24 protein-coding genes are annotated in these 23,437 nt (G+C 71.1%); 6 read left to right on the top strand and 18 right to left on the bottom strand.

Annotation, left to right across the window (positions count from 1 at the left end; all coding sequences use genetic code 11):
• Positions 1-13: 13 nt before the first annotated feature.
• Positions 14-682, bottom strand: coding sequence for a response regulator transcription factor (locus OG975_RS07325; protein ID WP_327427044.1), 669 nt, complete (start codon positions 680-682; stop codon positions 14-16).
• Positions 683-696: 14 nt separating this feature from the next.
• Positions 697-1,863 carry a sensor histidine kinase gene (locus OG975_RS07320; protein ID WP_406328267.1) on the bottom strand — a complete coding sequence of 389 codons (1,167 nt, stop codon included), beginning with the start codon at positions 1,861-1,863 and terminating at the stop codon, positions 697-699.
• A gap of 107 nt (positions 1,864-1,970) precedes the next feature.
• Between OG975_RS07320 and OG975_RS07315 the strand changes: the two genes are divergently transcribed.
• From OG975_RS07315 to OG975_RS07305, 3 genes are all read left to right on the top strand, one after another.
• On the top strand, positions 1,971-2,906 hold the full coding sequence (locus OG975_RS07315) for an ABC transporter ATP-binding protein (RefSeq protein WP_406328265.1): 936 nt from the start codon (positions 1,971-1,973) through the stop codon (positions 2,904-2,906).
• A 2-nt stretch (positions 2,907-2,908) separates the two neighbouring features.
• Positions 2,909-3,634: an ABC transporter permease subunit gene (locus tag OG975_RS07310; RefSeq protein ID WP_406328264.1), complete on the top strand. Its 726-nt coding sequence runs from the start codon at positions 2,909-2,911 to the stop codon at positions 3,632-3,634.
• A 118-nt stretch (positions 3,635-3,752) separates the two neighbouring features.
• Complete coding sequence (locus OG975_RS07305) at positions 3,753-4,196, top strand: hypothetical protein (RefSeq protein WP_406328263.1); 444 nt, start codon at positions 3,753-3,755, stop codon at positions 4,194-4,196.
• A 1-nt stretch (position 4,197) separates the two neighbouring features.
• On the opposite strand, the gene mug is transcribed toward OG975_RS07305, so the two are convergent.
• The 14 genes from mug to OG975_RS07235 form a co-directional block, all read right to left on the bottom strand.
• Positions 4,198-4,698 carry a G/U mismatch-specific DNA glycosylase gene (gene mug / locus OG975_RS07300; RefSeq protein ID WP_330302975.1) on the bottom strand — a complete coding sequence of 167 codons (501 nt, stop codon included), beginning with the start codon at positions 4,696-4,698 and terminating at the stop codon, positions 4,198-4,200.
• A 44-nt stretch (positions 4,699-4,742) separates the two neighbouring features.
• Positions 4,743-6,185 carry an adenylosuccinate lyase gene (gene purB / locus OG975_RS07295; protein ID WP_406328261.1) on the bottom strand — a complete coding sequence of 481 codons (1,443 nt, stop codon included), beginning with the start codon at positions 6,183-6,185 and terminating at the stop codon, positions 4,743-4,745.
• A 125-nt stretch (positions 6,186-6,310) separates the two neighbouring features.
• On the bottom strand, positions 6,311-7,546 hold the full coding sequence (locus OG975_RS07290; protein WP_406328259.1) for a cytochrome P450: 1,236 nt from the start codon (positions 7,544-7,546) through the stop codon (positions 6,311-6,313).
• A 24-nt stretch (positions 7,547-7,570) separates the two neighbouring features.
• The gene (locus OG975_RS07285) at positions 7,571-8,965 is read right to left on the bottom strand and encodes an NAD(P)/FAD-dependent oxidoreductase (RefSeq protein ID WP_406328258.1); all 1,395 of its coding nucleotides are present in this window, start codon (positions 8,963-8,965) and stop codon (positions 7,571-7,573) included.
• Positions 8,955-9,194 carry a ferredoxin gene (locus tag OG975_RS07280; protein WP_406328257.1) on the bottom strand — a complete coding sequence of 80 codons (240 nt, stop codon included), beginning with the start codon at positions 9,192-9,194 and terminating at the stop codon, positions 8,955-8,957. Before OG975_RS07280 ends, OG975_RS07285 begins: the two co-directional genes overlap by 11 nt.
• A gap of 100 nt (positions 9,195-9,294) precedes the next feature.
• The gene (locus tag OG975_RS07275; protein ID WP_406328255.1) at positions 9,295-9,927 is read right to left on the bottom strand and encodes a hypothetical protein; all 633 of its coding nucleotides are present in this window, start codon (positions 9,925-9,927) and stop codon (positions 9,295-9,297) included.
• Positions 9,928-10,029: 102 nt separating this feature from the next.
• Positions 10,030-10,368, bottom strand: a complete 339-nt coding sequence (locus tag OG975_RS07270; RefSeq protein ID WP_406328254.1) for a DUF4326 domain-containing protein — start codon at positions 10,366-10,368, stop codon at positions 10,030-10,032.
• A gap of 59 nt (positions 10,369-10,427) precedes the next feature.
• Positions 10,428-11,210 carry an SGNH/GDSL hydrolase family protein gene (locus OG975_RS07265; protein ID WP_406328253.1) on the bottom strand — a complete coding sequence of 261 codons (783 nt, stop codon included), beginning with the start codon at positions 11,208-11,210 and terminating at the stop codon, positions 10,428-10,430.
• Positions 11,211-11,363: 153 nt separating this feature from the next.
• Positions 11,364-12,377 (bottom strand): hemolysin family protein, encoded by a 1,014-nt coding sequence (locus OG975_RS07260; RefSeq protein WP_406328252.1) that lies wholly within the window; start codon positions 12,375-12,377, stop codon positions 11,364-11,366.
• Positions 12,374-13,717, bottom strand: coding sequence for a hemolysin family protein (locus tag OG975_RS07255; protein ID WP_406328250.1), 1,344 nt, complete (start codon positions 13,715-13,717; stop codon positions 12,374-12,376). The genes OG975_RS07260 and OG975_RS07255 overlap by 4 nt, the downstream gene beginning before the upstream one ends.
• Positions 13,718-13,877: 160 nt before the next feature.
• Positions 13,878-14,303 (bottom strand): GNAT family N-acetyltransferase, encoded by a 426-nt coding sequence (locus OG975_RS07250; RefSeq protein ID WP_406328249.1) that lies wholly within the window; start codon positions 14,301-14,303, stop codon positions 13,878-13,880.
• Positions 14,304-14,381: 78 nt separating this feature from the next.
• A complete protein-coding gene (locus OG975_RS07245; protein WP_406328247.1) occupies positions 14,382-15,272 on the bottom strand; it encodes an LLM class F420-dependent oxidoreductase in 891 nt (296 codons plus the stop codon).
• A gap of 80 nt (positions 15,273-15,352) precedes the next feature.
• A complete protein-coding gene (locus OG975_RS07240) occupies positions 15,353-17,920 on the bottom strand; it encodes an ABC transporter permease (RefSeq protein ID WP_406328245.1) in 2,568 nt (855 codons plus the stop codon).
• Between the two features lie 7 nt (positions 17,921-17,927).
• The gene (locus tag OG975_RS07235) at positions 17,928-18,809 is read right to left on the bottom strand and encodes an ABC transporter ATP-binding protein (RefSeq protein ID WP_406328243.1); all 882 of its coding nucleotides are present in this window, start codon (positions 18,807-18,809) and stop codon (positions 17,928-17,930) included.
• 218 nt (positions 18,810-19,027) lie between these two features.
• Here OG975_RS07235 and OG975_RS07230 point away from each other — a divergent pair, with 218 nt between their 5' ends.
• A complete protein-coding gene (locus tag OG975_RS07230; protein WP_327427025.1) occupies positions 19,028-19,267 on the top strand; it encodes a toxin-antitoxin system HicB family antitoxin in 240 nt (79 codons plus the stop codon).
• Positions 19,268-19,271: 4 nt separating this feature from the next.
• The gene (locus OG975_RS07225; RefSeq protein ID WP_327427024.1) at positions 19,272-19,646 is read left to right on the top strand and encodes a fic family toxin-antitoxin system, toxin component; all 375 of its coding nucleotides are present in this window, start codon (positions 19,272-19,274) and stop codon (positions 19,644-19,646) included.
• Here the strand turns inward: OG975_RS07225 and OG975_RS07220 are convergent, their stop codons facing one another.
• Positions 19,647-20,333 (bottom strand): class I SAM-dependent methyltransferase, encoded by a 687-nt coding sequence (locus tag OG975_RS07220; RefSeq protein ID WP_406336183.1) that lies wholly within the window; start codon positions 20,331-20,333, stop codon positions 19,647-19,649.
• 79 nt (positions 20,334-20,412) lie between these two features.
• Entirely contained in the window at positions 20,413-21,099 is a 687-nt protein-coding gene (locus OG975_RS07215) for an esterase/lipase family protein (RefSeq protein ID WP_406328242.1), read from the bottom strand.
• 117 nt (positions 21,100-21,216) lie between these two features.
• On the opposite strand from OG975_RS07215, the gene OG975_RS07210 reads away from it, so the two are divergent.
• Positions 21,217-23,433: a LuxR C-terminal-related transcriptional regulator gene (locus OG975_RS07210; protein WP_406336181.1), complete on the top strand. Its 2,217-nt coding sequence runs from the start codon at positions 21,217-21,219 to the stop codon at positions 23,431-23,433.
• Positions 23,434-23,437: the final 4 nt, after the last annotated feature.

Below are 23,437 nucleotides of genomic sequence, written 5' to 3'. Positions count from 1 at the left end.
CCGACGGGCCCGCTCAGCCCGGCGCCACGAACCCCGACTCGTACGCCGCGATGACCGCCTGCGTACGATCCCGGGCACCCAGCTTCGCCAGTACGGCGCTGACGTGGGACTTCACCGTCTCGGTCCCGACGATCAGCCGCGCGGCGATCTCCGCGTTCGACAGCCCCCGGGCCATCAGCCGCAGCACCTCCGCCTCCCGCTCGGTCAGCGCCGCCCGCTCCATGGCCGCCCGCGCCACCGGATTCCCGGCGCCGTCCCCGTCCCCGTACTCGGCGGCCAACTGCCGTACGGAGGCGGGAAACAGCAGCGACTCGCCCTCGGCGACCAGCCGCACCGCGTGCACGATCTCGGCGGGCCGCGCCCGTTTCAGCAGAAACCCGTCGGCACCCGCCCGCAACGCCTCGTAGACGTACTCGTCGTTCTCGAACGTCGTCACCACGAGGATCTTCGGCGGATCGCTCACCGTGCGCAGCACCGCGCGCGTGGCCTCGATGCCGTCCAGGAGGGGCATGCGTACGTCCATGGCGACCACGTCGGGACGCAGCTGCCGCACCAGGGGGATCACCGCCGCACCGTCGGCCGCCTCCCCGACGACCGTGATGTCGGGCTGGGCCTCCAGGACGGCGCGCAGACCCGCGCGTACGAGGGGTTCGTCGTCGACGAGGAGAACGGTGACCGGCATCCGGCCAGCGTAGATCAGCGCAACGGCAGCTCTACATGCACCTGCCAGTCACCTTGGTCGGGGCCCGTCCGCGCGCGACCGCCGAGCAGCGCCGCACGCTCCCGTATGCCGCGCAGACCGCTGCCCCGGCCGGGCCCGGGTATGTCGGCCGTCAGCGGATTGCGGACCTCCAGACCGAGCGTGCCGTCCGCGACCTCGATACGGACCCGGACCGGGACGCTCCCCGCATGCCGCAGCACATTGGTGAGGGACTCCTGGAGAATGCGGTAGCCCTCGCGGGACACCGGTCCCGGCACGGTCTCCACCGGACCCGTCACCTCCGCGTCGACCTTGGCACCGGAGCCCCGCGCCGACTCCAGAAGCCGGTCGGCCTCGCCCAAGGTGGGGCGACTGCTCGCGGGGCGCTCCGACTCGCGCAGGATGCCCAGCACCCGGTCCAGGTCTTCCAGGGCGGCCCGGCCGGTGTCCTCGATGGCCACCAGAGCACGGGCGGTGAACGCAGGGTCGCCGGCCGCCCGTGCCGCGCCCGCCTGCACCACCGCGACCGTCAGCGCGTGACCGATCGAGTCGTGCAGCTCACGGGCGATGCGGCTGCGCTCCAGGAGTTGCTCGGTGCGCTCCTCCAGGGCGGCGAGCCGCTCGGCGGGGGAGGGGCCCAGGAGACGGCGCGCGATCGCCGTGATCAGCTCACCGAGGCCGACCACCGCACCGTAGAAGGCGAGCAACGGCAGCGGGACGAGCAGCGCGTACGCCCAGTGCGGCTGCACGGTGAACGTCACGAGCGGAGTTTCGACAGATGCTGGGCCGAACGCCGCCTGAATCAGGATGACGGCTGCCGCCGGCAACCAGACGGTGAGGGGACCCGCCACCCACCCGAGGACCATCCGTACTTCCAGCCAGAGGACGGTCCGCATCCGGTCCCGCCAGCTGACCGAAGGAGCGACCGAGATCTCCGCGGCCGGGCCGCCCCCCTCGCCCGGCGACAGCATGACCCGCGCCTGCACACCCTCGCCCCGCCGCACGGCCGGAATCAGCCCCAGCGGAATCAGCAGCACCGCGGGCACCCACGGCTTCGACATGTCGATGAACAGCCACACGCTTTCGAACAGCATCGGCACCCACAGGTGCAACCAGCGTGTGTACGTCGTCCCCCGGACCAGCGGGCGCAGAAAGCGGGCCATTGCGTCATCGTGACAGGCGGCACTGACAACGGGCCTCCCCCGAGCGGGGGAGACGATCTCCACGCGTGGGGGAGGTGACGACCCCCAACGGCGGCCAGTCTGAGGACATGACCAGCATCGACGTCCAAGACCTGACCAAGGAGTACGGCAGCAAGCGAGCCGTGGACCACCTCACCTTCAGCGTCCTGCCCGGCCGTGTCACCGGCTTCCTGGGCCCCAACGGCGCCGGGAAGTCCACCACCATGCGGCTCGTGCTGGGCCTGGACCGGCCCACGTCCGGCACGGCCACCCTCGGCGGGCGCGCCTACGCCACCCTCCACGAACCGCTGCGCGAGGTGGGTGCGCTGCTCGACGCGGGGGCCGCGCACGGATCGCGCACCGCCCGCGACCATCTGCGGGCGCTCGCCGCGAGCAACCGCATCCCGGAGCGGCGCGTGGACGAGGTGCTGGAGGAGGCGGGACTCGCCTCCGTCGCGCGCCGCAGGGTGAAGACGTACTCCTTGGGCATGCGCCAGCGCCTGGGCATCGCGGCCGCGCTCCTCGGCGACCCGCCCGTGGTGCTGCTCGACGAACCGTCGAACGGACTCGACCCCGAAGGCATCATCTGGATCCGGGAGTTGATGCGCCGGCTGGCTCAGGAAGGCCGGACCGTCCTCGTCTCCAGCCACCTCATGAACGAGACCGCGTCCTTCGCCGACCACCTCGTCGTCCTCGGCAAGGGCCGACTCCTCGCCGACATGCCCATGCGGGAGTTCATCCACGCACGCGTGCAGCCCCGCGTACGAGTGCGCACCACGGACGGCGGCGCCCTGAGCGACCTGCTCACGCGGCACGGTGTCGAGGCCGTCGAGGGCGAGGACGGACGCTGGACCGCGCTCGACGCGCGCGTGGAGGACATCGGGCGCCTCACGTCCGCCGCGGGCCTGCCGATCCTCGAACTCGCCGCGGAGGTAGGCACCTTGGAGCAGGCCTACCTGGATCTGACCGCAACCGAGACCGAGTTCGCCGCCACGCCGGCCCCGACGCAGCCTCAGGAGGCCTGACCATGACGTTCGCACCCGCACTCCGCTCGGAGTGGATCAAGATCCGTACCCTGCGGTCACTCATGTGGGGACTGCTCGCCATCCTCCTCGCCACAGCGGCGTTCTCCGCGCTCGCCAGCCTCGACGACTCCGGGGACCCGGAGTTCGACCCGCTGTTCTCGGCGTTCTTCGGCGTCAGCTTCGGGCAGATCGCGGCGATCACCTTCGGAGCACAGGCGGTCTCGGCGGAGTTCCAGGGCGGCGCCCTGCGCGTCTCACTCACCGCGGTACCCGACCGGATGCGGTGGTTCGCGGCCAAGGCGGTGGCGATCGGCGTACCGGCCTTCGCCGTCGGGCTGTTCACCGGAGGCGTGAGCCTGGTCGTCGGCGAGGCCGTCCTCGGGGACCGGGCGAGCGGGCTCACCTGGGGCGACGAGCTGGGCGCAGTGATCGGCTGCGGGATCTATCTGACGCTCATGGCCCTGCTCGCGGCAGGACTCGCGACTGTCCTGCGCAGCGGGGTCGCTACGCTGAGCATCCTGATCCCGTTTCTCCTGATCGTCTCCTTCGTCGTCGGGAACGCGTCGGGCACCGTGGCCGACTTCCTGCCGGACAAGGCGGGGCAAGTGGTGCTGCACGAGACATGGGACGGCTCCCTGGGACCGTGGACGGGGCTCGCCGTGACCGCGGCCTGGGCGGCGGCGGCCCTGACGGCCGGCGCGTGGAGCCTGCGCCGCCGCGACGCCTGACGGCGCAGAGCGGCATGCAACGGCATAGAGCGGCACGGAACGGCACCGACGGCACAGGACCGTACTGACGGCACTGACGGCGCGCCAATTGTCAGTGGCAGCCGCTTTACTGGATCTCATGACCAGCGCGCGACAACTCGCCACCGTCCTGCGGCTGTGCTCCGAGGACTTCCCCCTGGAGCACGGCCGATCGGGCGTCGGCGACGCGGGACCCGGCTATCACATTGCCGAGTTAGCGACGAGCGAGGAATTCTGGGAGGACGACGGCACGGCACGGGAGGAGACGGAGGAACAGTACGAGGCTGATCGGGACGGACTCTCGGAGCTGCTCAGCAACCACTGGGGACGCCCCCAGATCTTCAGTCTGGCGAGCACGTTCGAGCGGTCGGCGGACGGCGAGGACATACCCGAGCCGTGGGGCACCCTGAGTTCGCATGTACCGGACGTGCACCTCTGGAGGGCGGACGGGCACGACCGATGGGTTGCCCTCGGCGTCTCGCAGTGGGACAAGGAACTGCCGTTCCAGCTGCTGGCCGTGGTCACGGAGATCGACCCGCCCTGACCTACTGAGCCTGCGCCGCCTCCCGGAGCCGCCCGAACTCCTCGGCCATCGTCGCCGCCGTCCAATGCGCGTTGAGCCCACTGGGATTGGGCAGCGCCCATACCCGGCTCGCCCCGATCGTCCGCTCCTGCGGGCCGATTTGGGCCTTGCGGTCGCCGAAGGCCGCCCGGTACGCGGTCACGCCCACCACCGCCAGCCAGCGCGGCCGCAGCCGCTCCACCTTGGCGCTCAGCAGCCGCCCGCCCTCGACGTACTCCTCGGCGCTGAGCTCGTCGGCCCGAGCGGTCGCGCGCGCCACCACGTTCGTGATGCCGAGCCCGTACGAGAGCAACTCGCCCTGCTCCGAAGGCTTCATCAGCCGGGGTGTGAACCCGGACAGGTGCAGCACCGGCCAGAAGCGGTTGCCGGGCCGGGCGAAGTGATGCCCGGTCGCGGCCGTCATCAGACCCGGGTTGATGCCGCAGAACAGAACATGGAGGCCGTCCGCGACGACATCCGGCACGAGCCGGTCGCGGGCGGCCTCCAGGTCCGCGGGAGTGAGCCGCGTCAGAGGATCGCCCCCGGCGTGTAGCCGGCGGCCTCCGGGTGCTGCTTGGCGATCTCCTCGATGCGGCCGACGACGACGGCGACCTGGTCGGCCGCGGCACCGGTGAAGGAGAGCTTGTCGGCCATCAGCTCGTCGAGCTGGGCGCGGTCCAGCGGGATGCGCTCGTCCGCGGCGAGCTTGTCGAGCAGTTCGTTGCGCTCGGCGCCCTGCTCACGCATGGCGAGCGCGGAGGCGACCGCGTTCTCCTTGATGGCCTCGTGCGCGACCTCGCGGCCGACGCCCGCGCGCACCGCGCCCATCAGGACCTTGGTCGTCGCGAGGAACGGCAGGTAGCGGTCCAGCTCGCGCGCGACGACGGCCGGGAAGGCGCCGAACTCGTCGAGGACGGTCAGGAAGGTCTCCAGCAGACCGTCCAGCGCGAAGAACGCGTCCGGCAGCGCGACGCGGCGGACGACCGAGCACGACACATCGCCCTCGTTCCACTGGTCGCCCGCCAGCTCGCCGGTCATCGAGGCGTAGCCGCGCAGGATGACCATCAGGCCGTTGACGCGTTCGCAGGAGCGGGTGTTCATCTTGTGCGGCATCGCGGAGGAGCCGACCTGACCGGGCTTGAAGCCCTCGGTGACCAGCTCGTGCCCGGCCATCAGCCGGATCGTCTTGGCCGTCGAGGACGGCGCGGCCGCCAGCTGCACCAGCGCGGTGACGACCTCGTAGTCCAGCGAGCGCGGGTAGACCTGGCCGACCGAGGTGAAGGCCTGCGAGAAGCCGAGGTGCCCGGCGATGCGCTGCTCCAGCTCGGCGAGCTTCGCCGCGTCACCGCCCAGCAGGTCCAGCATGTCCTGCGCCGTGCCGACGGGGCCCTTGATACCGCGCAGAGGGTAGCGGCCGAGCAGTTCCTCGACCCGGCCGTACGCGACGAGCAGCTCGTCGGCGGCGGTCGCGAAGCGCTTGCCGAGGGTGGTGGCCTGGGCGGCCACATTGTGCGAGCGACCGGCCATGACCAGCTCGGCGTACTCACCCGCGAGCTTGCCGAGACGCGCCAGGACGGCGACCGTGCGGTCGCGCATCAGCTCCAGCGAGAGCCGGATCTGCAGCTGCTCGACGTTCTCGGTGAGGTCCCGGGACGTCATGCCCTTGTGCACCTGCTCGTGCCCGGCGAGGTCGTTGAACTCCTCGATCCGCGCCTTCACATCGTGCCGCGTGACCTTCTCGCGCTCGGCGATCGAGGCCAGGTCGACCTGGTCGAGGACGCGCTCGTAGTCGGCGATGGCGGCGTCCGGCACCTCGATCCCGAGGTCCTTCTGGGCTCGCAGCACGGCGAGCCAGAGCTGACGCTCCAGCTTCACCTTCTGCTCGGGGGACCAGAGCGTGGCGAGCTCGGCGGAGGCGTAGCGTCCGGCGAGGACGTTGGGGATACGGGGCTTTGCAGGCGCGGCAGTCACGTGGACGGAGTTTACCCGTCGTGCGGAAGGGCTCCGGAACGCCCGCGCGGTCCGGAGCCCAGGTCAGCGGTGGTGGCTCCAGTCAGAGACTCTGGTCGGAGGCTCTCAGGCGGATGCCGTCGGCTCTAAGGGCGGATGCCGTCGCAGGTGATCGGCAGATGGCGTGGGCCGCGCAGGACCGCGTTCTGGCGGTAGGGCGGCGGGTCCTCCAGCAGCCGGGGGTTCTCCAGCCTGCGGGCCAGCTCGCTCAGCGCGAGCTGGGCTTCCAGCCGGGCCAGCGGGGCGCCGAAGCAGCCGTGGATGCCGCTGCCGAAGCCCAGGTGCTCGATGTTCTCGCGGTCCGGGTCGAACCGCTCCGGGTCCTTGAAGCGTTCGGGGTCGCGGTTCCCCGCCGCCAGCACCAGCCACAGCGACGCGCCCTTGGGGATGGTGACGCCGCGGACCTCGATGTCGGCGAGCGTGGTGCGCTGCGGCACCAGCTGCACCGGCGGTTCGAAACGCAGCAACTCCTCGACGATCGGGACGGCCAGCTTCGGGTCCTCGCGCAGCCGTCCGAGGACGTCGGGGTTGCGCAGCAGGGTCAGCATGCCGTTGGTGATGAGGTTGACCGTCGTCTCATGGCCTGCGATCAGCAGGAGTGCCGCGGTGCTCAGCACCTCCATCGTCGTCATCGCACCGTCCGGCCCCTGCGCGGTGGCCAGCTCCGACAGCATGTCGTCGCCGGGCTTCTTGCGGCGCTCCTCGATGAGTCCTGCCAGGTACATGCCCAGCTCCGTGCGGGCGCTGTGCGAGATCTTGGCGTGCTCCTCGGGATCGGCGTCAGGGTCGGGGTCAAGGCTGGCGGCGATGGTGTCCGCCCAGCTGTGGAAGCGTGATTCGTCCTCGCGCGGCACCCCCAGCAGCCGGCAGATCACCGACACGGGGAAGGGGTACGAGAACTGGTCGACCAGATCGATCCGGTCCGGGGTGTCGATCCCGTCGATGAGCCCGGTGACGATGTCCCGCAGGTCGCCGTGCATGTCGTAGACACGCCGCGGGGAGTGCGGGGGCCCGAAGGATCGGTTGGTCATGCGCCGCAGCCGGTCGTGCTCCGGGGGGTCGAGCCGTAGGAAGCTCGGCGGCAGGGCCGACTCCTCCTGCGTGTCGGCGGCCAGCGGATCGCCCGCCGCCGCCTTCAGATTGCGGGCGTCGGAGCTGATCCGCGGATCGTGGAGAAGGCTCTGGATGTCGTAGTACCCGCTGACGACGTACGGCCCGTCCGCGTCGTGGTACACCGGCGTCTTACGGAGCTCCTCGTACAGCGGATACGGATCGGCACGGTGGGCGTAGTCGGTGATCTGCCGCAGGATGGCTTGCGTCATGAGTGCGTCCTCGTGAGCGTCGGATCAGTGCCTGGCGGGGGTGAACGTCAGCCGTCGGTCGTCCGGCGCATATCCGCTGACGGTGACGGTCGGGCCGTGCGTGGGCACTGACGGGTCGGGGAAGTCCGCGTCCACCGGCTGCTGCCCCTCGGGGCGGCGGTCCACGGTGGGGAAGGTCGGCGGGAACGGCGCCGTGGTCTCGATGAGCTGCTGGTAGAACTGCAGCCACTTCGACTGGTCGAAGGTGACGGCGCCGATCACGCGGTCCTGATATCCGTAGACGCCGGTGAATCGGCGCTCGCTGAGGGAGCCCTGTGCGATGAGGATCTCCGTCCCCATCGTCGGCACCCCGACGGACTTGATGTTCACGCCGAACTGGGAGGACCAGAAGGCGGGCACCCAGATGTGGGGGCGGCGGTCCGTGCTCTCGCTCAGCATGTTGTGCGCCGCGGTCTCGGCCTGGGAGACGGCGTTGCCCCAGTGCTCCAGGGACAGGAACTGGTAGCCGAACAGCGGATGCGGCGATCGGGCGACATCGCCGGCGACATAGATGTCGTCGGTCACGATGCCCCGGATGTCGAAGGCCCGGCAGCCGGCGTCACAGGCGATGCCCCGGGGGCCCGCTCCGAGTCCCGATCCGGCGAGCCATTCGGTGTTGCGCATGGCGCCGAGGGACACGATCACCACGTCGGTCTCGACGGTGTTCCCGTCGGAGAGATGGGCGGCGCGGACACGTCCCGAGGAGTCGCCCTCCAGGCTGGTCACCATGACACCGCAGCGCAGGTCGACGCCGTGCTCGCGGTGCATCGCGGCCGCGACCTCGCCGATGACTCCGCCGAGCGCTCCGACCAGGGGCGCGTCAGCCCGTTCGGCCACGGTGACCGCGATCCCGCGTTCCCGGCAGGCGGAGGCGATCTCCGAGCCGGTGAACCCGGCGCCGATGACGAGCACGCGGCGGGGGGCCTGCGCGAGCGAGCGCTCCAGCGCGTCGGCGTCGTCGCGGGTCCGCAGGACGAACACCCCGTCGAGCTCCGCCTCGTCCTCCTTCGGCCAGGGTCGGGCCCGTACCCCGGTGGCGATGAGCAGCCTGTCGTATTCCACCTCGTCGCCGTCGGCCAGCCGTACCCGCCTGGCCGCCATGTCGAGCCCTGTGGCCGGGACCCCGAGGCGCCACTGCGCGTCGAGCGTCCGGCGCCGGGGGAGATCGGTGCGGTCCGCCGTCGCCATGCCCAGCAGGACCTGCTTGGACAGCGGCGGCCGGTCGTACGGCTCGTACGGCTCGTCCCCGATCATCGTGAGCGAGCCGGCGAACCCCTCGTCGCGCAAGGTCTCCGCGGCGCGGAGACCCGCCAGCGAGGCGCCGACGACGACGATGTGCCCTTCGCGCTTGAGCCGGTCCAGAGATCCGTCAACGGTCACTGGTCGCCTCCCGGTCGGGTCCGGGGGCCTCTTCCGCGGCGTCCGCCTCCAGGAGGATGGCCTGGACGGGACATGCGGCGACGGCTCGCGCCACTTCGTCGCGCCGCTCCTGCGCGGCCTGCGGGTTGTAGAGCAGGGATTCGTCTCCGTGCATGACGAAAATATCGGGAGCGAGGAACGCGCACTGCGCGTATCCCTGGCAGCGGTTGAGATCGACGACAAGCCTCACCGAGGATCAGCCTTTCCGTGTCCCCTTCGCGCCCCCTCCTTTCCAGGATGCGCGTGAGGGCGTGGAGATGCGCGCCGAGCCGCCCGACGGGACGGCGAACTCACTCCGTGCCCCCGGAAGGGGGTGGCTCGCGAAGACCGACGCGGAGGATGTGGATGCTGACGACCAGCGCCCAGGCCGGGAACACCAGCTCGGACCAGGGCAGGCTGGACGCCAGGACGAGCAGGACAAGGGCCGCGAGGTACCCGAAGGCGGCGAGCGGACGGGGGAAGACGCCGAGGCGGTGACCGATGGTCGAGGTCGTGAGGATGAACACGGCCGCCATCCGGAGCCCGTACGTCGTCATCAGGGTGTACGCGAAGTGGCGGCCGAAGCCCGAGGGCTGAGTCTCGCTGAGTACGGTGCCGGCCGCGGCGCCCGCCCCGAACATGGTGGCGACGAAGACCAGTCCGCTGCCCAGGAACACGGTGGCGATGAATCTGTCCTCGGCATCGCCGACGTGTGCGCGCAGTGCGCCCATGAACCACAGGAAGAAGATCCCCGCGAACGGCAGGATCTCCAGTGCCGTGCTCACCGCCCACCGATTGTCCGGATCGACCGCCGCGTCGGCGGCGTTCCCCGAGGGGATGGCGATCCGGATCAGCACGATGGCCAGCGCCAGCAGCACGGCGAACACCGCCCCCGCCATACCGGCGGCCCGCGGCGTCCGCAGCCGCTCTTCCCTCGGCTCCATCGATGCCCGCTCTCTGTCCCGATTCCCCTCTCGGTCCAGCAAGCAGGCACGGGCGTGCCCCCGCCACCGGGGACACCCACGGGGGTGACCTGCGGGGGTGACCTACGAGGCGTCGGCCAGCTCCGCCAGGATGTCGCCGTGACACAGCTCGGGCGCGCACCAGCACGCCAGCGTCCTGCCGCGCAGGGCGGGCACCTGGGCGAGCAGCTCGGGGCGTTCGAGGAGATACGCCCGGTACTTGGCCATGATCTCGGCGCGGGTGCCGTCGCGCTTCTTGGTGGGGGTGTCGTACGCGAACGGGTTGTAGAGCGCGTGCTGCGGGAGATCCCAGTGACCCATGGTCCAGCGGCGGCCGATGTAGACGAGGTCCGCGGGCGCGTTCTCCAGCCGGGGGCCGAAGTCGTGGATGCGGCCCTTGAGATTGATCACGGTGGTGGGCATGTGGCTCCCTTCAGCCCGACGTCTCCTGTCTACCCCACCAGCCCTCCCAGCCGTTGTGCCTACCCCACAGGCCCCTCGTACGGCAGCAGTTCCGGCCGCTTGGCCGGGAGCCCGTCACCCGACGAGCGGCCCGTCAGCCGCCGTCCGATCCACGGCAGCAGGTGCTGCTTGGCGAACCGGGCGTCGGCGGTCCGGCGGGCGACCCAGCCGGGCGGCGCGGTGGCCGCCATCGGCGTACGCCACTGAGCGTCCTGCGGTTCGTAGCCGAGCGTCTGCCACACCGCCTCGGCGACGCGACGGTGCCCCTCCGGCGTCAGGTGCAGCCGGTCCACGTCCCAGAGACGGGGGTCGGCGAGCGAGGGCGCCCCGTACAGGTCGACCACGAGCGCGCCGTGCCGCTCCGCGAGGGCGTCGACGACGGTGAAGAGCTCCTCCATGCGGGGCCTGAAGCGTTCGAGCACCGGGCCGTTGCGGCCCGGGCTGCGCATCAGGACGAGCTGCTCGCAGGCGGGGGCCAGGCGCTCCACGGCCTCCTCCAGGAGACCGCGGACGCGTCCCATGTCGACCTTGGGCCGCAGCGTGTCGTTGAGCCCGCCGACCAGCGTGATCACGTCGGGCCGCATCGAGGCCGCCACGTCCACCTGCTCGTCGACGATCTGCCTGATGAGCTTGCCGCGCACCGCGAGGTTGGCGTACCGGAATCCGGGTGTCCGCGCGGCCATCCGGCCCGCGAGGAGATCGGCCCAGCCGCGGTACGAGCCGTCGGGCAACAGGTCCGACATGCCCTCGGTGAAGGAGTCGCCGACCGCGACAAGACTGGTGTAAGTGGCATTCGTCTGCATGGCGGAAAAGATGGTAACCCGCACGCATACCCATCGGTCGGTCGGGCCACCAACTGCGGTCAGCGGCCATCAAGTCTCCGGCCGGCGGTCAGCGGCCATCAACTCTCCGGTCGGCGGCCGGCCGACTCAGGCCGACCGCCAACCCCAGGTTCCTCACACCGGCTGCCCGAACAGCTCCCTCAGCACGTCCTCCATCGTCACAAGCCCCGCCAGCCGCCCGTCGCTGCCCATGACGGCCGCCAGATGCGTACGACTGCGCCGCATCGCCGTCAGCACGTCGTCCAGCGGAGTGCTCTCCCGGACGCGGGCGATGGGCCGCATGTCCTCCACCCGGAACGGCACGTCGCGCGGCGCGGCGTCGAGCGCGTCCTTGACATGCAGATAGCCGACGATCCGGCGGCCGTCGTCGACGACGGGGAAGCGCGAGAAGCCGGCCTCGGCGGACAGCCGCTCCAGCTCGTCAGGAGTGACGCCCACGCTCGCGTAGACGACGCTTTCCAGCGGGAGGACGACGTCCTGCACGGGCCGGCGCCCCAGCTCCAACGCGTCGTGCAGCCGCTCCTGGGCGCGGACGTCGATGAGCCCGGCGGCGCCGGAGTCCTTCACCAGCCGGGCCAGTTCGTCGTCCGTGAAGGTCGCCGCGACCTCGTCCTTCACATCGACCTTGAGCAGCTTGAGCAGCCCGTTCGCGAAGGCGTTGATCGTGAAGATGACCGGACGCAGCGCGCGCGAGAGTGCGACCAGCGGCGGGCCGAGCGTCAGCGCGGTACGCACCGGCTCCGCGAGGGCGATGTTCTTCGGCACCATCTCGCCGAGCAGCATGTGCAGATACGTCGCCAGGGCGAGCGCGATGACGAACGAGACCGCGTGGCCCGCGCTCTGCGAGATGCCCACCGCGTGGAACACCGGCTCCAGAAGGTGCGCGATCGCGGGCTCGGCCACGATGCCGAGGACCAGGGTGCACAGGGTGATGCCCAGCTGCGCGGCCGCCAGCAGCGCGGACACATGCTCCAGACCCCACAGCACGCTGCGCGCCCGCCGGTCGCCCTGCTCGGCGTGCGGCTCAATCTGGCTGCGGCGCACCGAGATCAGCGCGAACTCGGCGCCCACGAAGAAGGCGTTCACGACCAGGGTCGCGAGGCCGATCAGCAGTTGTACGGCGGTCATCGCGCACTCTTCCCCTCGTCGCGCGGCTGCTCGTCCTCACGCGGTGCGTGCAGCAGCACCCGCGCGGCCCGCCGCCCCGAGGCGTCCACCACGTCGAGCCGCCATCCGGCGGCCTCGACGGTGTCCCCGACGGCGGGAATGCGGCCGAGCTCGGTCGCCATGAGACCGGCCAGCGTCTCGTACGGTCCGTCGGGCACCCGCAGCCCGACGCGTGCGAGCTGGTCGGTGCGGGCCGACCCGTCGGCCGAGTACAGCGCGCGGCCCTCGTCGTCCGTGCCGACCGGGGCCAGATCGGGCGTCTCGTGCGGGTCGTGCTCGTCCCGCACCTCGCCGACGACCTCCTCGACGATGTCCTCCAGGGTGGCGACGCCGGCCGTACCGCCGTACTCGTCGATGACCACGGCCATGGTGCGCTTGCCGGCCAGCCGGTCGAGCAGCCGGTCGACGGTCAGGGACTCCGGGACGAGCAGCGGCTCGCGCAGGATCTGGGCGACGGGTGTCTGGGCCCGGCGCTCGGCGGGCACGGTCAGCACGTCCTTGACGTGGGCGACGCCGACGACCGAGTCGAGATTGCCGCGGTAGACGGGGAAACGGGACAGCCCTGTCGCCCGCGTCGCGTTCGCCACGTCCTCGCAGGTCGCCTGGACGTCCAGCGCCATGACCTGCACGCGCGGGGTCATCACGTTCTCGGCGCTCAGGTCGGCGAGGTTCAGTGTGCGTACGAACAGCTCGGCGGTGTCCGCCTCCAGGGCGCCCTCCTTGGCGGAGTGCCGGGCCAGGGCCACCAGTTCCTGGGGTCCGCGCGCGGAGGCCAGCTCCTCGGCGGGTTCCAGGCCGAAGCGTCGTACGACATGGTTCGCCGTGTTGTTGAGATGCGTGATGAACGGGCGGAACGCGGCGCTGAACCAGCGCTGCGGCGTGGCCACGTGTTTGGCCACGGCGAGCGGTGAGGAGATCGCCCAGTTCTTGGGCACGAGCTCGCCGACCACCATCAGGAACACCGTCGACAGGCCCGTACCGATGACCAGCGCCACCGACCGCGATGCCGAGGGCGAGACGCCGATCGACTCCAGCGGGCCGGCGATCAGCTTGGCGATGGACGCCTCGGAGAGCATGCCGACGACCAGGTTGGTGACGGTGATGCCGAGCTGGGCGCCGGAGAGCTGGAAGGTCAGATTCCGTACGGCCTTGAGGGCGCCCGCCGCACCGCGCTCACCGCGTTCCACGGCACGCTCCAGCTCGCTGCGCTCGACCGTGGTCAGCGAGAACTCCGCCGCGACGAAGCCGCCGCAGGCCAGTGAGAGCAGAACCGCCACCAGGAGGAGGAGCACTTCGGTCATCGGGTCACCTCCGTCCCATGATCGGCCAGGGGCGGGGGGATCGCGCGATGTCGGGTACTGGGGGGCTCGCCCATGGGCGGACGCTCACACCTTTCATTGGAGGAACGAATGATCCACCAATAGTAAAGGATCGGCAAAGGGTTCTCGTGGGGTGGTGGGCCTAGTCGGTGAGCGGCTTCACCCAGCGGCGCCAGTGCTCCTCGGGCGCGTACCCGGCGGCCCGCCACGCGTGCTGCGCGGTCTCGTTCCGCTGGAGCACCATCGCGTCCCCGCGACGCCCTCCCAGCCGTACGAAACGATCCTCGGCGGCGGCGAGGAGCGCCGAGCCGATGCCGAGGCGCCGCCGTCCGGGGTGCACCGCGAGCCGGTAGAGATGGCACCGCCAGCCGTCGAAGCCGGCGATCACCGTGCCCACCAGCTCTCCGTCGTGCTCGGCGAGGATCAGCGCCTCGGGATCGCGGGCGACGAGCCGCTCCACGCCGTTCCGGTCGTCACTGATGCTCGTGCCCTCGGCGGCCACCTTCCAGAAAGCCAGCACGGTGTCGAGGTCGTCGGGCGTCGCGGCCCGTATGCCCAGGTCATTCATGTGCCGATCCCATCACTCGATCCGGTTGGCGACACGGAATTCCACGATCCGGACACCATCGCCGCGGGCGGCCGACGGTCACTCGCCGCTCAGTGCCTCGACGACGGGAGCGAACGCTTCCATGTTCGGTTCCAGGACGGTCAGATACGAGATGCCGTACCGTTCCCGCTGCGCTCGCACCCGCTCGACGATCTGTTCCAGGGTCCCCACCAGGACGATCGGCAGATCCAGGACCTGTTGTTCGGTCAGCTGGGGGATGCGGGGCAGCCACTCCTGAATGGCCGCGCCGCGGTCGTCGGTGACGATCACGATCTGGATCAGCAGGTTGATCTCGGCGGGCTCGGTGCGTCCCGCGGCGAACCGCCGGTACGTGGCGACGCGTTCGTCGAGCTCCTCGGCCGTGAGCGGCTCCAGCCCGCCGCTCGGATTGGTGCGCGCGCCGGTGAACGCGGCGATGTCCGCGTGCTCGGCGGTGAGCCGCAGCATCCGGTCGCCCTTGGCGCCGATCAGCAGCGGAACGCGAGGCTTCTGCACGGCCTGCGGTTGCTGTTCTTCCGAGCCGAGGAGCCGGTCCAACTCCTCGACCGTATGCCGGAGATGGTCGACCCGCTCACGCGGCGAACCCCAGGGCAGACCCGCCGTCTCGTGCTCCGCCTGTACGTAGCCGGTCCCCAGGCCGAGTTCGAGGCGGCCGCCCGTCAGCGCGTCCGTGGTGGCCACCTCGCGGGCCAGCAGTGCGGGGTTCCAGAAGCCCGCGTTGAGCACGAACGTGCCGAGGCGGGGCCGCTCGGTCGCCTCGGCGGCGGCGACCAGGGCGGGGAACGGGGCGGGCATGCCGAGATGGTCGGCCACCGTGATCACGTCGTAGCCGAGCTCCTCGGCCCGGCGGCACTTCGCACGCCACTCGTCGGCGGGCGCGGGGGCGAGCATGTTGACGCCGAAACGGAAGGGACGTAAGGGCTGCGGCATGAACTCTCCTCATTCACAAGCGACTTGCGCGCGAGGGGCGGACAGGACGCGAGTGCGTCAACGGACCTGGCGCGAGTACATCACTCGTGCGCGATCGCCGCCAGCACATTCATGCGGGATGCACGCAACGCCGGCAGCAACGCCGCCACGATGCCCACGACCGCCGAACCGACCACGACCGCGATGAGCGTCGTCCAGGGGACGGCGAACGCCTTCATGCCTTGCAGCGCCAGCACTTGCTGCACACACACGCCCCAGACCAGCCCCAGCGCCAGGCCGAGGACCGCGCCGAACACGGCGATCACCACCGACTCCAGACGGATCATCCGGCGCAGCTGCCGCCGGGCGAGCCCGATGGCGCGCAGCAGCCCGATCTCCCGGGTGCGCTCGACGACCGACAGGGCCAGGGTGTTCACGACGCCGAGCACCGCGATGACGATCGCGAGCCCGAGCAGTGCGTACACGAGGTAGAGCAGCACGGCGATCTGATCGTGGATCAGCTTCTTGTAGTCGGCCTGGTCGAGGGCCCGCACCTGCGGATACGGGGCCAGCGTCTTCTTCAGATGCGCGCGCAACTGATCGGCGCTGGTGCCCGAGGCGGCGTTCACGTACAGCGCGGAGTCCTGTCCGCCGGGCAGGTACTTCTCGATCGTGCCGAAGCCGACGTACAGGCCGCCCTGCATGCCGAAGCCCTCGGCGGCGTCCTGATCGCTGAGCGCCCCCACGGTCAGCTCGGTCTTCCGTCCGGCGGGGAACTCGACCGGGATCGTGCTGCCGACGCGCACGCCGTGCTTCCGCGCGAACTTCACGTCCATGGCGATGTGCCCGTCGGCGAGCGCCGCCGCCGTGTCCCCCTGGGCATACGTGATGCGGGCGACCTCGTCGAGCCGTGGATCGTAGGCGGCGGCGGTCGTCTCGATCCTCTTGCCGTCCGGCAGCCGCACGGCGACCGGCGTGAACCGCTGGCGGACCACGAGCCCGGCGCCCTCCGTGCCGCGCACCTTGTCGGTGAGCTCCTGCGTGAACGGCACGAAGTTGCTGTTCTGGATCACGAAGTCGGCGCCCAGCGTCTTGTCGATCTGCTGGTCGAAGGACTTGCTCATGGACGCGCTGGCCACGGACATCCCGCCGACCAGGGCGAGTCCCACCATCAGGGCGGCCGCGGTGGCGCCCGTGCGCCGTGGATTGCGCAGCGCGTTGCGCTGGCTCATCCGGCCGACCGAGCCGAAGAGCGCGGGGAAGGCCCCGCCCAGGACCCGGATCACCGGCCTGACCAGGAGCGGCCCCGCGATCACTGTCGCGATGAGCGTCAGAACGACCCCAAGTCCCAGCAGGGAGGCGGCCGTCGACGTCTTCGACGAGGCGACGCACCCCGCGAGCGCGGCGACACCGGCCGCTCCGACGACCGAGCCCACCACGGCGCGCACCCGCAACGGCCGTCCCACACCGGCGACTTCCGCGTCCGCGAGGGCCGCCATGGGGGAGACGCCCGCCGCGCGCCTGGCCGGGAGGTACGCCGCCACGAAGGTGACGCCGACCCCGACGACGTACGCCGACACGGGTGTCGCCCAACCGATCACCATCTCGGTGGACTTGAGGTTCATGCCGAACGCGGTCATGAGCTTGATCAGCCCCACCGCGAGCCCGATCCCCGCGGCGAGTCCCAGCGTGGAACCGACCAGGCCGAGCAGCAGCGCCTCGGTGAGCACGGACCGGCGCACCTGGCGCCGGTCGGCGCCGAGCGCCCGCAACAGGCCCAGCTCCCGGGTGCGTTGGGCGATGAGCATCGAGAAGGTGTTGACGATGAGGAAGACACCCACGAGCACGGCGATCCCGGCGAAGCCGAGCATCACGTACTTGATCACGTCGAGGAATCCGCCGAGCTGGGCGGCGGCGGACTTGGCCTGCTCGGAGGCCGTCTTCAAGTCGTAGGTCTTCGTGTCGAGTTCGGCGGCGATGCGCTGCTTGAGCTGGGCATCGCTGACACCCGGCGCCGCGTCCACGGAGATGCTCGTGGCGGCGTCCGGGCTGCCCAGCAGTCTGGTCTGTGCGGTCGGGGTGTCGAGGAAGATCAGCGCGGCGCCGGGGTTGGTGGTGGTGAAGGTGGCGATGCCGACGATCCGCGCCTTGAACTGGCCGGGCTGCGCCTGCACCGTCAGGGTGTCACCGATACGGACGTGCTTCTTCTTGGCGGTGTCCGCGTCCAGGAGTGCCTCGCCGTCTCCCCTCGGCTCGTGCCCGGAGGTCAGTTTGACCGGACTGCGTTTGGTGACCTCCCAGTTGGTGACGATGGTCGGCGCGCCCGTCGTCGGTCCGACCGATTTGTGCTTGCTGTCCACGACCGTGGCGTTCTCGACATCGACGTCCACATGGGTGGCGGCGACGCCGTCGACCTTCGTCAGCCGGTCCGCGAGCGCGGCGGGCACGGTCTGGGTGGCGCCGGTCGGGATCTGCGAGGTGAGGTCGTTCTTCGGCTCCACGGTCACATCGGCCGCGGTGGAGGCGAACAGCCGGTCGAAGGTGCGCGTCACCGTGTCAGAGAAGATGAGACTGCCCGCGACGAACGCCACCGACAGCACGACGGCCAGCGCCGAGAGCAGGAGCCGCCCCTTGTGCGCGAGAAAGCTCCGCAGAGTCGCCTTGAGCACGTCCGCATCAGTCCTTGTCGAGGGTTACGTCGCCGGAGCCGCCGTCAGGCGATACGGCACCGGACGCGCTGTCGGAAGTCGCCTCACTCTGGCTGCCCACGCCGTCGAAGGTCACCCGGATCGTGTCGAACCGCTTCAATCTCTCCAGCACCGCCTCCGCCGTGGGCCGCTCCATCTCGTCCACGATCCGCCCGTCCCCGAGGAAGAGCACCAGGTCGGAGTGGGCGGCCGCGCCGGGATCGTGGGTGACCATGACGACGGTCTGGCCCAGTTCGTCGACCGCCTCGCGCAGGAAGCCGAGGACTTCGAGCCCCGCGCGGGAGTCGAGGTTGCCGGTCGGCTCGTCGGCGAAGATCAGCTCGGGGCGCGAGGCGAGCGCCCGGGCGCAGGCGACGCGCTGCTGCTGGCCGCCGGACAGCTGCGAGGGCCGGTGCCTCAGCCGGTCGCGCAGACCGAGCGTGTCGATGACCTGGTCCAGCCACTTCTGGTCGGGTTTCTGGCCCGCGATGTCCATGGGCAGCGTGATGTTCTCGGCCGCGTTCAGCGTCGGGATCAGGTTGAACGACTGGAACATGAAGCCGATCCGGTCCCGCCGCAGCCGGGTCAGCTCGCGGTCCTTCAGTCCGGTGATCTCGGTGTCGCCCAGCCACACCTGTCCGGCCGAGACGGTGTCGAGCCCCGCCAGACAGTGCATGAGGGTGGACTTTCCCGAGCCCGACGGGCCCATGACCGCGGTGAAGCGGCCACGCGCGATGTCCACATCGACCGAGTCGAGGGCGAGCACCGCCGTCTCGCCCGAGCCGTACGCCTTCGTCAGGCCGCGTGCGCGGGCGGCGATTCCGTCCGCCTCCGCGCGGCCGACGGCGTGCTCCGCAGCAGGTGTGGACAAGGCCGCCTCCCTGGTGATGGACGTCCCGACTCCCTCGTCGCGGCCGAGCCTAATGTGATCGGGGGCACACTTGGTATCCCCCCGAGGTGTCGGGCGGTCTCCGCCCCAGGTCGTGCCCCCGATACCCGTGTAGGGGGCACTCTCCACCGGCGCTCTCCACCCTCGCATCCACCGGGGTCCTCTTGTCGGTGCTAGCAATCCGGCGCTAGCTTGAAAGCATGGCGAAGACTCAGCTGAACGTACGGGTGGACGAGGGCACGGCCCGCGCCGCCCGCGAGCGAGCCCTGGAGCGCGGGATGAGTGTGAACCGCTACATCGAAGAGCTGGTCAGACAGGACACCGGGGAGGTGGGCCACACCTTCGTGGAGGCCGCCGCCGATTTCATGAAGCAGTACGAGAACGTCTTCGCCGAGGAATTCGGCGCGGACCGAGAAGGCACGCGCGAAGGTCGTCGTTGATCCCTTGAGCAGTCTCAGAGTCGACCTTGCCTGGCTTCTCATGATCGCCGAACGGAACACACCCGGAGACCCCCAGGTCACCGACTGGGGAGCCCTCGTCGCCGCCGTCAGCCGGCACGAGGCGGAGATATTCGGCATTCCCGTCTACGACAGCCCGCACGCCCGCGCCGCCGCGCTGCTCCAGCTCCTGCTGCACGTACCGGCGCTCGAACGCTCCAACGCGATGTTCGCCTCGGCCGTCGCGTACGCCTATCTCGTCGCCAGCGGCCTCAAGGTCGTCACCTCCCCCGAGCAGGTGCGCGAACTCGCCCGCCTGGTGAAGGGCGGCGAGGCAACGGTGCAGGACATCGCACACGTCCTGCGGCAATGGAGTCTGTGACTACGCGTCGGCCTCGGGGCGGCGCGCGGTGCCCAGTACGCAGTACGAGGTGGGCAGCCGGGGCCCCTTCTCCGGCATCAGCATCCGCCGGTACGGGCCGAGTTCGAACCCGGCGTCGCGCAGCGCGGCGACCGGGTCGCGGGACAGATGGCAGCCGCCGTTCAGCCGCGGCCACACCGTGCGGTCCAGGCCGCGCTGCGTGTAGGTCATCGCGCGCCCGCCGCCCTTGCCGTGCTCGAAGAACCGCAGGGTGCCGCCGGGTCGCAGCACGCGCCGCAGTTCGGCGAGGGCGCGCGGCACATCGCGGACGCTGCACAGCACCAGCGAGACCACGGCCGCGTCGAACGCCTCGCTCTTGACCGGCAGGGCCTCCGCCGCGCCCGGCACCACGTCGACGGGGACGCCGGAGCGGAGGGCGGCCTCCACCGCCAACTGCCGCAGCAGCCGCTCGGGTTCGATGGCGACGACCTCCGAGACGGTGCCCGGATAGTGTGCAAAGTTCAGGCCGTTGCCCGCGCCGATCTCGATGACCCGCCCGGACAGCCCGGCGAGGAGCCTCTCGCGTACGCCGCCCACGCCCCACCGGGTCTCGGCGGTCACACTGATGCGGGCGTAGTAGCGGGCGAACAGCGGATGGTGCACGGCGTCCCGTGTCACCTTGCCGGAGGCGGCTGATCCGAGCGGCATGAGCGGCATGGCGGACCTCCCGGGAGGACGGGCCTTACCGTGATTGTCCCCCCAGGACGCCCGCCCCACGCGTCGCGCGTCAGGCGATGAAGTCGCGCACCTGTTCGTAGACGCCGTAATCGTTGTTCATGTCGGTGTGCGAGATGCAGCCGACCTCCACATTGGTGGCGCCGGACAGGATCGCGGTGGTGTCCGGGGTGAGCGCGTCGTCGCAGTTCGACCAGTAGCTGGCGTACGAGACACTGCCCGGCGTCTCGTCACCGGAGTTCAGCGACGTCAGGAACGAGCTGCCGGTGTACATCTCGGCACAGGATGTATACAGCCACTTGCACCACGAGGCGACGGTCGTCCCATGGTTCACCCCCGCGGAGGAGACGAAGTCGTCGACGTACGACGTCCCGCCGAGGTTCTTGAGGTAGTAGCGCGCGCTGAGCGCGCCCATGGAGTGCACGACCAGGTCGACCTTCGAGGCGCCGGTCTGCGCGAGCACGCTCTTGACCTCGGTGGCCAGTTGCTGGGCGGTGGTCACGTTCGACTGCGACCAGTCGTAGGACCAGGCGAACAGCTCGGAAGAGGAGTAGCCGTCGGCCTCGAAGTCGGCGATCCAGTCGTCCCAACTGCTCGACGAACTACTGAGGCCGTGCACGAAGACCACGGGGTTGTGGGTGGCGGCCTGGGCGGGCGAGGCGGAGAGGGAGAGCGACAGAAGGAGCGCTGCGGCCACGGCGGAGAAGAACGTGGCCATACGGCGCATGCGGCGTTGCATGGTGCCTCCTGGAACGGGTGGGGTTGCCTGGAGTGTCAGGCGGGTCTACGCGCGCCGCATCGGTGAAATCGCCGGTCTTTACTTGCCAGTTAACTCGCCAGTAACGTCTTACGTGTGGTGACTTCGGTGAACCCCCCGCCTCTCCCGCACGCTTCGCCACCGCAGCTCCCGCGCGCGTGGCAGCGTGTCGGCACCCCACTTCCTGAAGGCGTCCAACAACGTCCCGAAGGACTTCCGGAGGGCGTACGCGTACGGATCCTGCGCGCCGCCCACGGAGACGCCCGTGCTGCCGCCGAGCTCGCCTCGGTACTGACCGAGCGTCAACGCGCCGGTCTGGACCCGCTTCCCGCGCAACCACCGGCGCTCCTGCGCAGCAGCCGGCAGGAAGTCCGCGCCCTGCCCGACGGCACCCGCCTCCTGCTGCTCCTCGCGGCAGCCGACCAGTACCCGGTCCCCACCCACGCCTTCCTGCGCGCCGTCACCGCGGCCCGGCTCGACACCCGGCCGCTCGACGTCGCCGATGTGGCCGGGCTCGCCCACACCACCGCCGGCGGACTCGTCTTCCGCGATCACTGGACGCGGATCGCCGCCTACGAGACCGCCTCCGCGACGGACCGGCGCGCCGTCCATCAACTGCTCGCCCGCGTCCTGCGCGGAGAGGGCGAGTCACCCCGGCGGTCCTGGCACCGGGGTGCCGCCGCCCTCGGGCCCAGCCGACGGCTCGCGGCGGAACTCCGCGCCGCCGCACAGACGGCGCGCGGCGCGGGTGAACACGCCCTGGCCTGCGCCCTCGTCGAACGCGCCGCCACACTGTCACCCGACCCGCAGGAGCGGAGCCGGCTGCTGTCCCGCGCCGCCGCCGACGCCTGGCGGTCCGGCGACGGCGACCGCGCCCGCCGCCTCGCCGTATACACCCCGGACGAGGCACTGAGCGGCCTGCTCGCTCTGCGCGCGGGCGACGCGACCGACGCGTTCGATGCGCTGCTCACGGCCGCGGTGCGGTACGCCGGCGGCGACGCGGCGGCGTCCCATGCCCCCGACGCCCCCGCCCACCTCCTCGCCCGGGCCACCGAAGCCGCCATCTACACCGGCGACTTGCGGCGCTGCCGGGAGGCGGCCGCCGTCGCCGACCGGCTCGGGATCGTGCCGCCGGGCACACTGGGCGGCCTCGCCGCCGCCTTCGAGGGCCGCTACGACGACGCGCGCGACGTGCTGAAGGCCGCCGCCGGACGGTGCGGTCCCGGTGGCGACCCCACCCTGCTGATCCACTCCGGGATCGCGGCCCTGCTGCTCGGCGACCACACCGGAGCCGCCACCGCGGCCGTCCGGGCAGCCGCCGCGGCCAAGGCCAGGGGAGAGGCGGCCACCGTGCCGCAGGCCATGGAGTTCCGTGCCTACGCCGACTTCTGGACCGGGCGCCCACGGGCCGCCGAGGCCGCCACCCTGGAGGCACTGCACCAGGCGTACGCCACGGGTCAGGACAACGGGGCCTGTCATCTCCAGGCCGCCCTCGCGATGTTCGCCGCCGTCACCGGCGACGAGGACGTCTGCCGGGAGCGTGCCGAGGCCGCCCGCTCCTACGCCCTGGAGCGCGGGCTCGGCCTCCCCGCCGCGCTGGCCCTGTTCGCGCTCGCCCTCCTCGACCTCGGCGCCGGCCGCTTCGCCGCCTCCGCGGCCCGGCTGCGCGCCCTCGCCGGGTTCGGCCCCGGCCACGGACACCGGGCCATCCGGCATCTCGCGACCCCGCTCTACGTCGAGGCCGCCGTCCGCACCGGCGACACCCGGGTCGCCCGGGCCGCCCACGCCGACTACGACCACTGGGCGCGCACCGTGCGCAGCGCGGACGACCTGGCCCTCAGCGCGCGCTGCCACGCCCTCCTCGCGGGCGGCGACGAAGCCGTGGAGCACTACCGCACGGCCCTCGACCTGCACGCCTCCGGAACCCGCGACTTCGAACGCGCCCGTACGGAGCTGCTGTTCGGCGGGGCGCTGCGGCGACTGCGGCGCCGTACGGAGGCGCGTGACCGGTTGCACAGCGCGCTCGAAGCGTTCGAGTACTTCGGGGCGCCGGCATGGGCTGCGCAGGCTCGGGGGGAACTTCGGGTGCTGGGGGAGCCGGCTGCCATTGCGGGGGGCGCCGGTGATCTGGCGGGGCTGCTGACCGCGCAGCAGTTGATGGTGGCGCGGATGGCTGCGGACGGGGCGACCAACCGGGAGATCGCGGCTCGGCTCGCGTTGAGTCCGCGGACCATTGACCACCATCTGCGGGGGGTTTTCGCGCGGTTGGGGATTCGGTCGCGGATCGAGTTGGTGAGGTTGCTGGGGGAGGGGTGAGGGC

Source organism: Streptomyces sp. NBC_00203, from assembly GCF_045206325.1.
Classification (GTDB): Bacteria; Actinomycetota; Actinomycetes; order Streptomycetales; family Streptomycetaceae; genus Streptomyces; species Streptomyces lutosisoli.
The sequence above is the reverse complement of the archived record's forward strand: the minus strand, read 5'-3'. Positions and strand labels throughout refer to the sequence as shown.

What these genes read in the sequence shown, in the direction of transcription:
- OG975_RS07275 (WP_406328255.1), bottom strand. Translation starts at nt 9,927, where the DNA reads ATGGAGCCGAGGGAAGAGCGGCTGCGGACGCCGCGGGCCGCCGGTATG.
- OG975_RS07255 (WP_406328250.1), bottom strand. Translation starts at nt 13,717, where the DNA reads ATGACCGAAGTGCTCCTCCTCCTGGTGGCGGTTCTGCTCTCACTGGCC.
- OG975_RS07325 (WP_327427044.1), bottom strand. Translation starts at nt 682, where the DNA reads ATGCCGGTCACCGTTCTCCTCGTCGACGACGAACCCCTCGTACGCGCG.
- OG975_RS07265 (WP_406328253.1), bottom strand. Translation starts at nt 11,210, where the DNA reads ATGCAGACGAATGCCACTTACACCAGTCTTGTCGCGGTCGGCGACTCC.
- OG975_RS07320 (WP_406328267.1), bottom strand. Translation starts at nt 1,863, where the DNA reads ATGGCCCGCTTTCTGCGCCCGCTGGTCCGGGGGACGACGTACACACGC.
- OG975_RS07310 (WP_406328264.1), top strand. Translation starts at nt 2,909, where the DNA reads ATGACGTTCGCACCCGCACTCCGCTCGGAGTGGATCAAGATCCGTACC.
- OG975_RS07315 (WP_406328265.1), top strand. Translation starts at nt 1,971, where the DNA reads ATGACCAGCATCGACGTCCAAGACCTGACCAAGGAGTACGGCAGCAAG.
- OG975_RS07270 (WP_406328254.1), bottom strand. Translation starts at nt 10,368, where the DNA reads ATGCCCACCACCGTGATCAATCTCAAGGGCCGCATCCACGACTTCGGC.
- OG975_RS07290 (WP_406328259.1), bottom strand. Translation starts at nt 7,546, where the DNA reads ATGACGCAAGCCATCCTGCGGCAGATCACCGACTACGCCCACCGTGCC.
- OG975_RS07260 (WP_406328252.1), bottom strand. Translation starts at nt 12,377, where the DNA reads ATGACCGCCGTACAACTGCTGATCGGCCTCGCGACCCTGGTCGTGAAC.
- OG975_RS07305 (WP_406328263.1), top strand. Translation starts at nt 3,753, where the DNA reads ATGACCAGCGCGCGACAACTCGCCACCGTCCTGCGGCTGTGCTCCGAG.
- OG975_RS07245 (WP_406328247.1), bottom strand. Translation starts at nt 15,272, where the DNA reads ATGCCGCAGCCCTTACGTCCCTTCCGTTTCGGCGTCAACATGCTCGCC.
- OG975_RS07250 (WP_406328249.1), bottom strand. Translation starts at nt 14,303, where the DNA reads ATGAATGACCTGGGCATACGGGCCGCGACGCCCGACGACCTCGACACC.
- OG975_RS07220 (WP_406336183.1), bottom strand. Translation starts at nt 20,333, where the DNA reads ATGCCGCTCGGATCAGCCGCCTCCGGCAAGGTGACACGGGACGCCGTG.
- OG975_RS07215 (WP_406328242.1), bottom strand. Translation starts at nt 21,099, where the DNA reads ATGCAACGCCGCATGCGCCGTATGGCCACGTTCTTCTCCGCCGTGGCC.
- OG975_RS07230 (WP_327427025.1), top strand. Translation starts at nt 19,028, where the DNA reads ATGGCGAAGACTCAGCTGAACGTACGGGTGGACGAGGGCACGGCCCGC.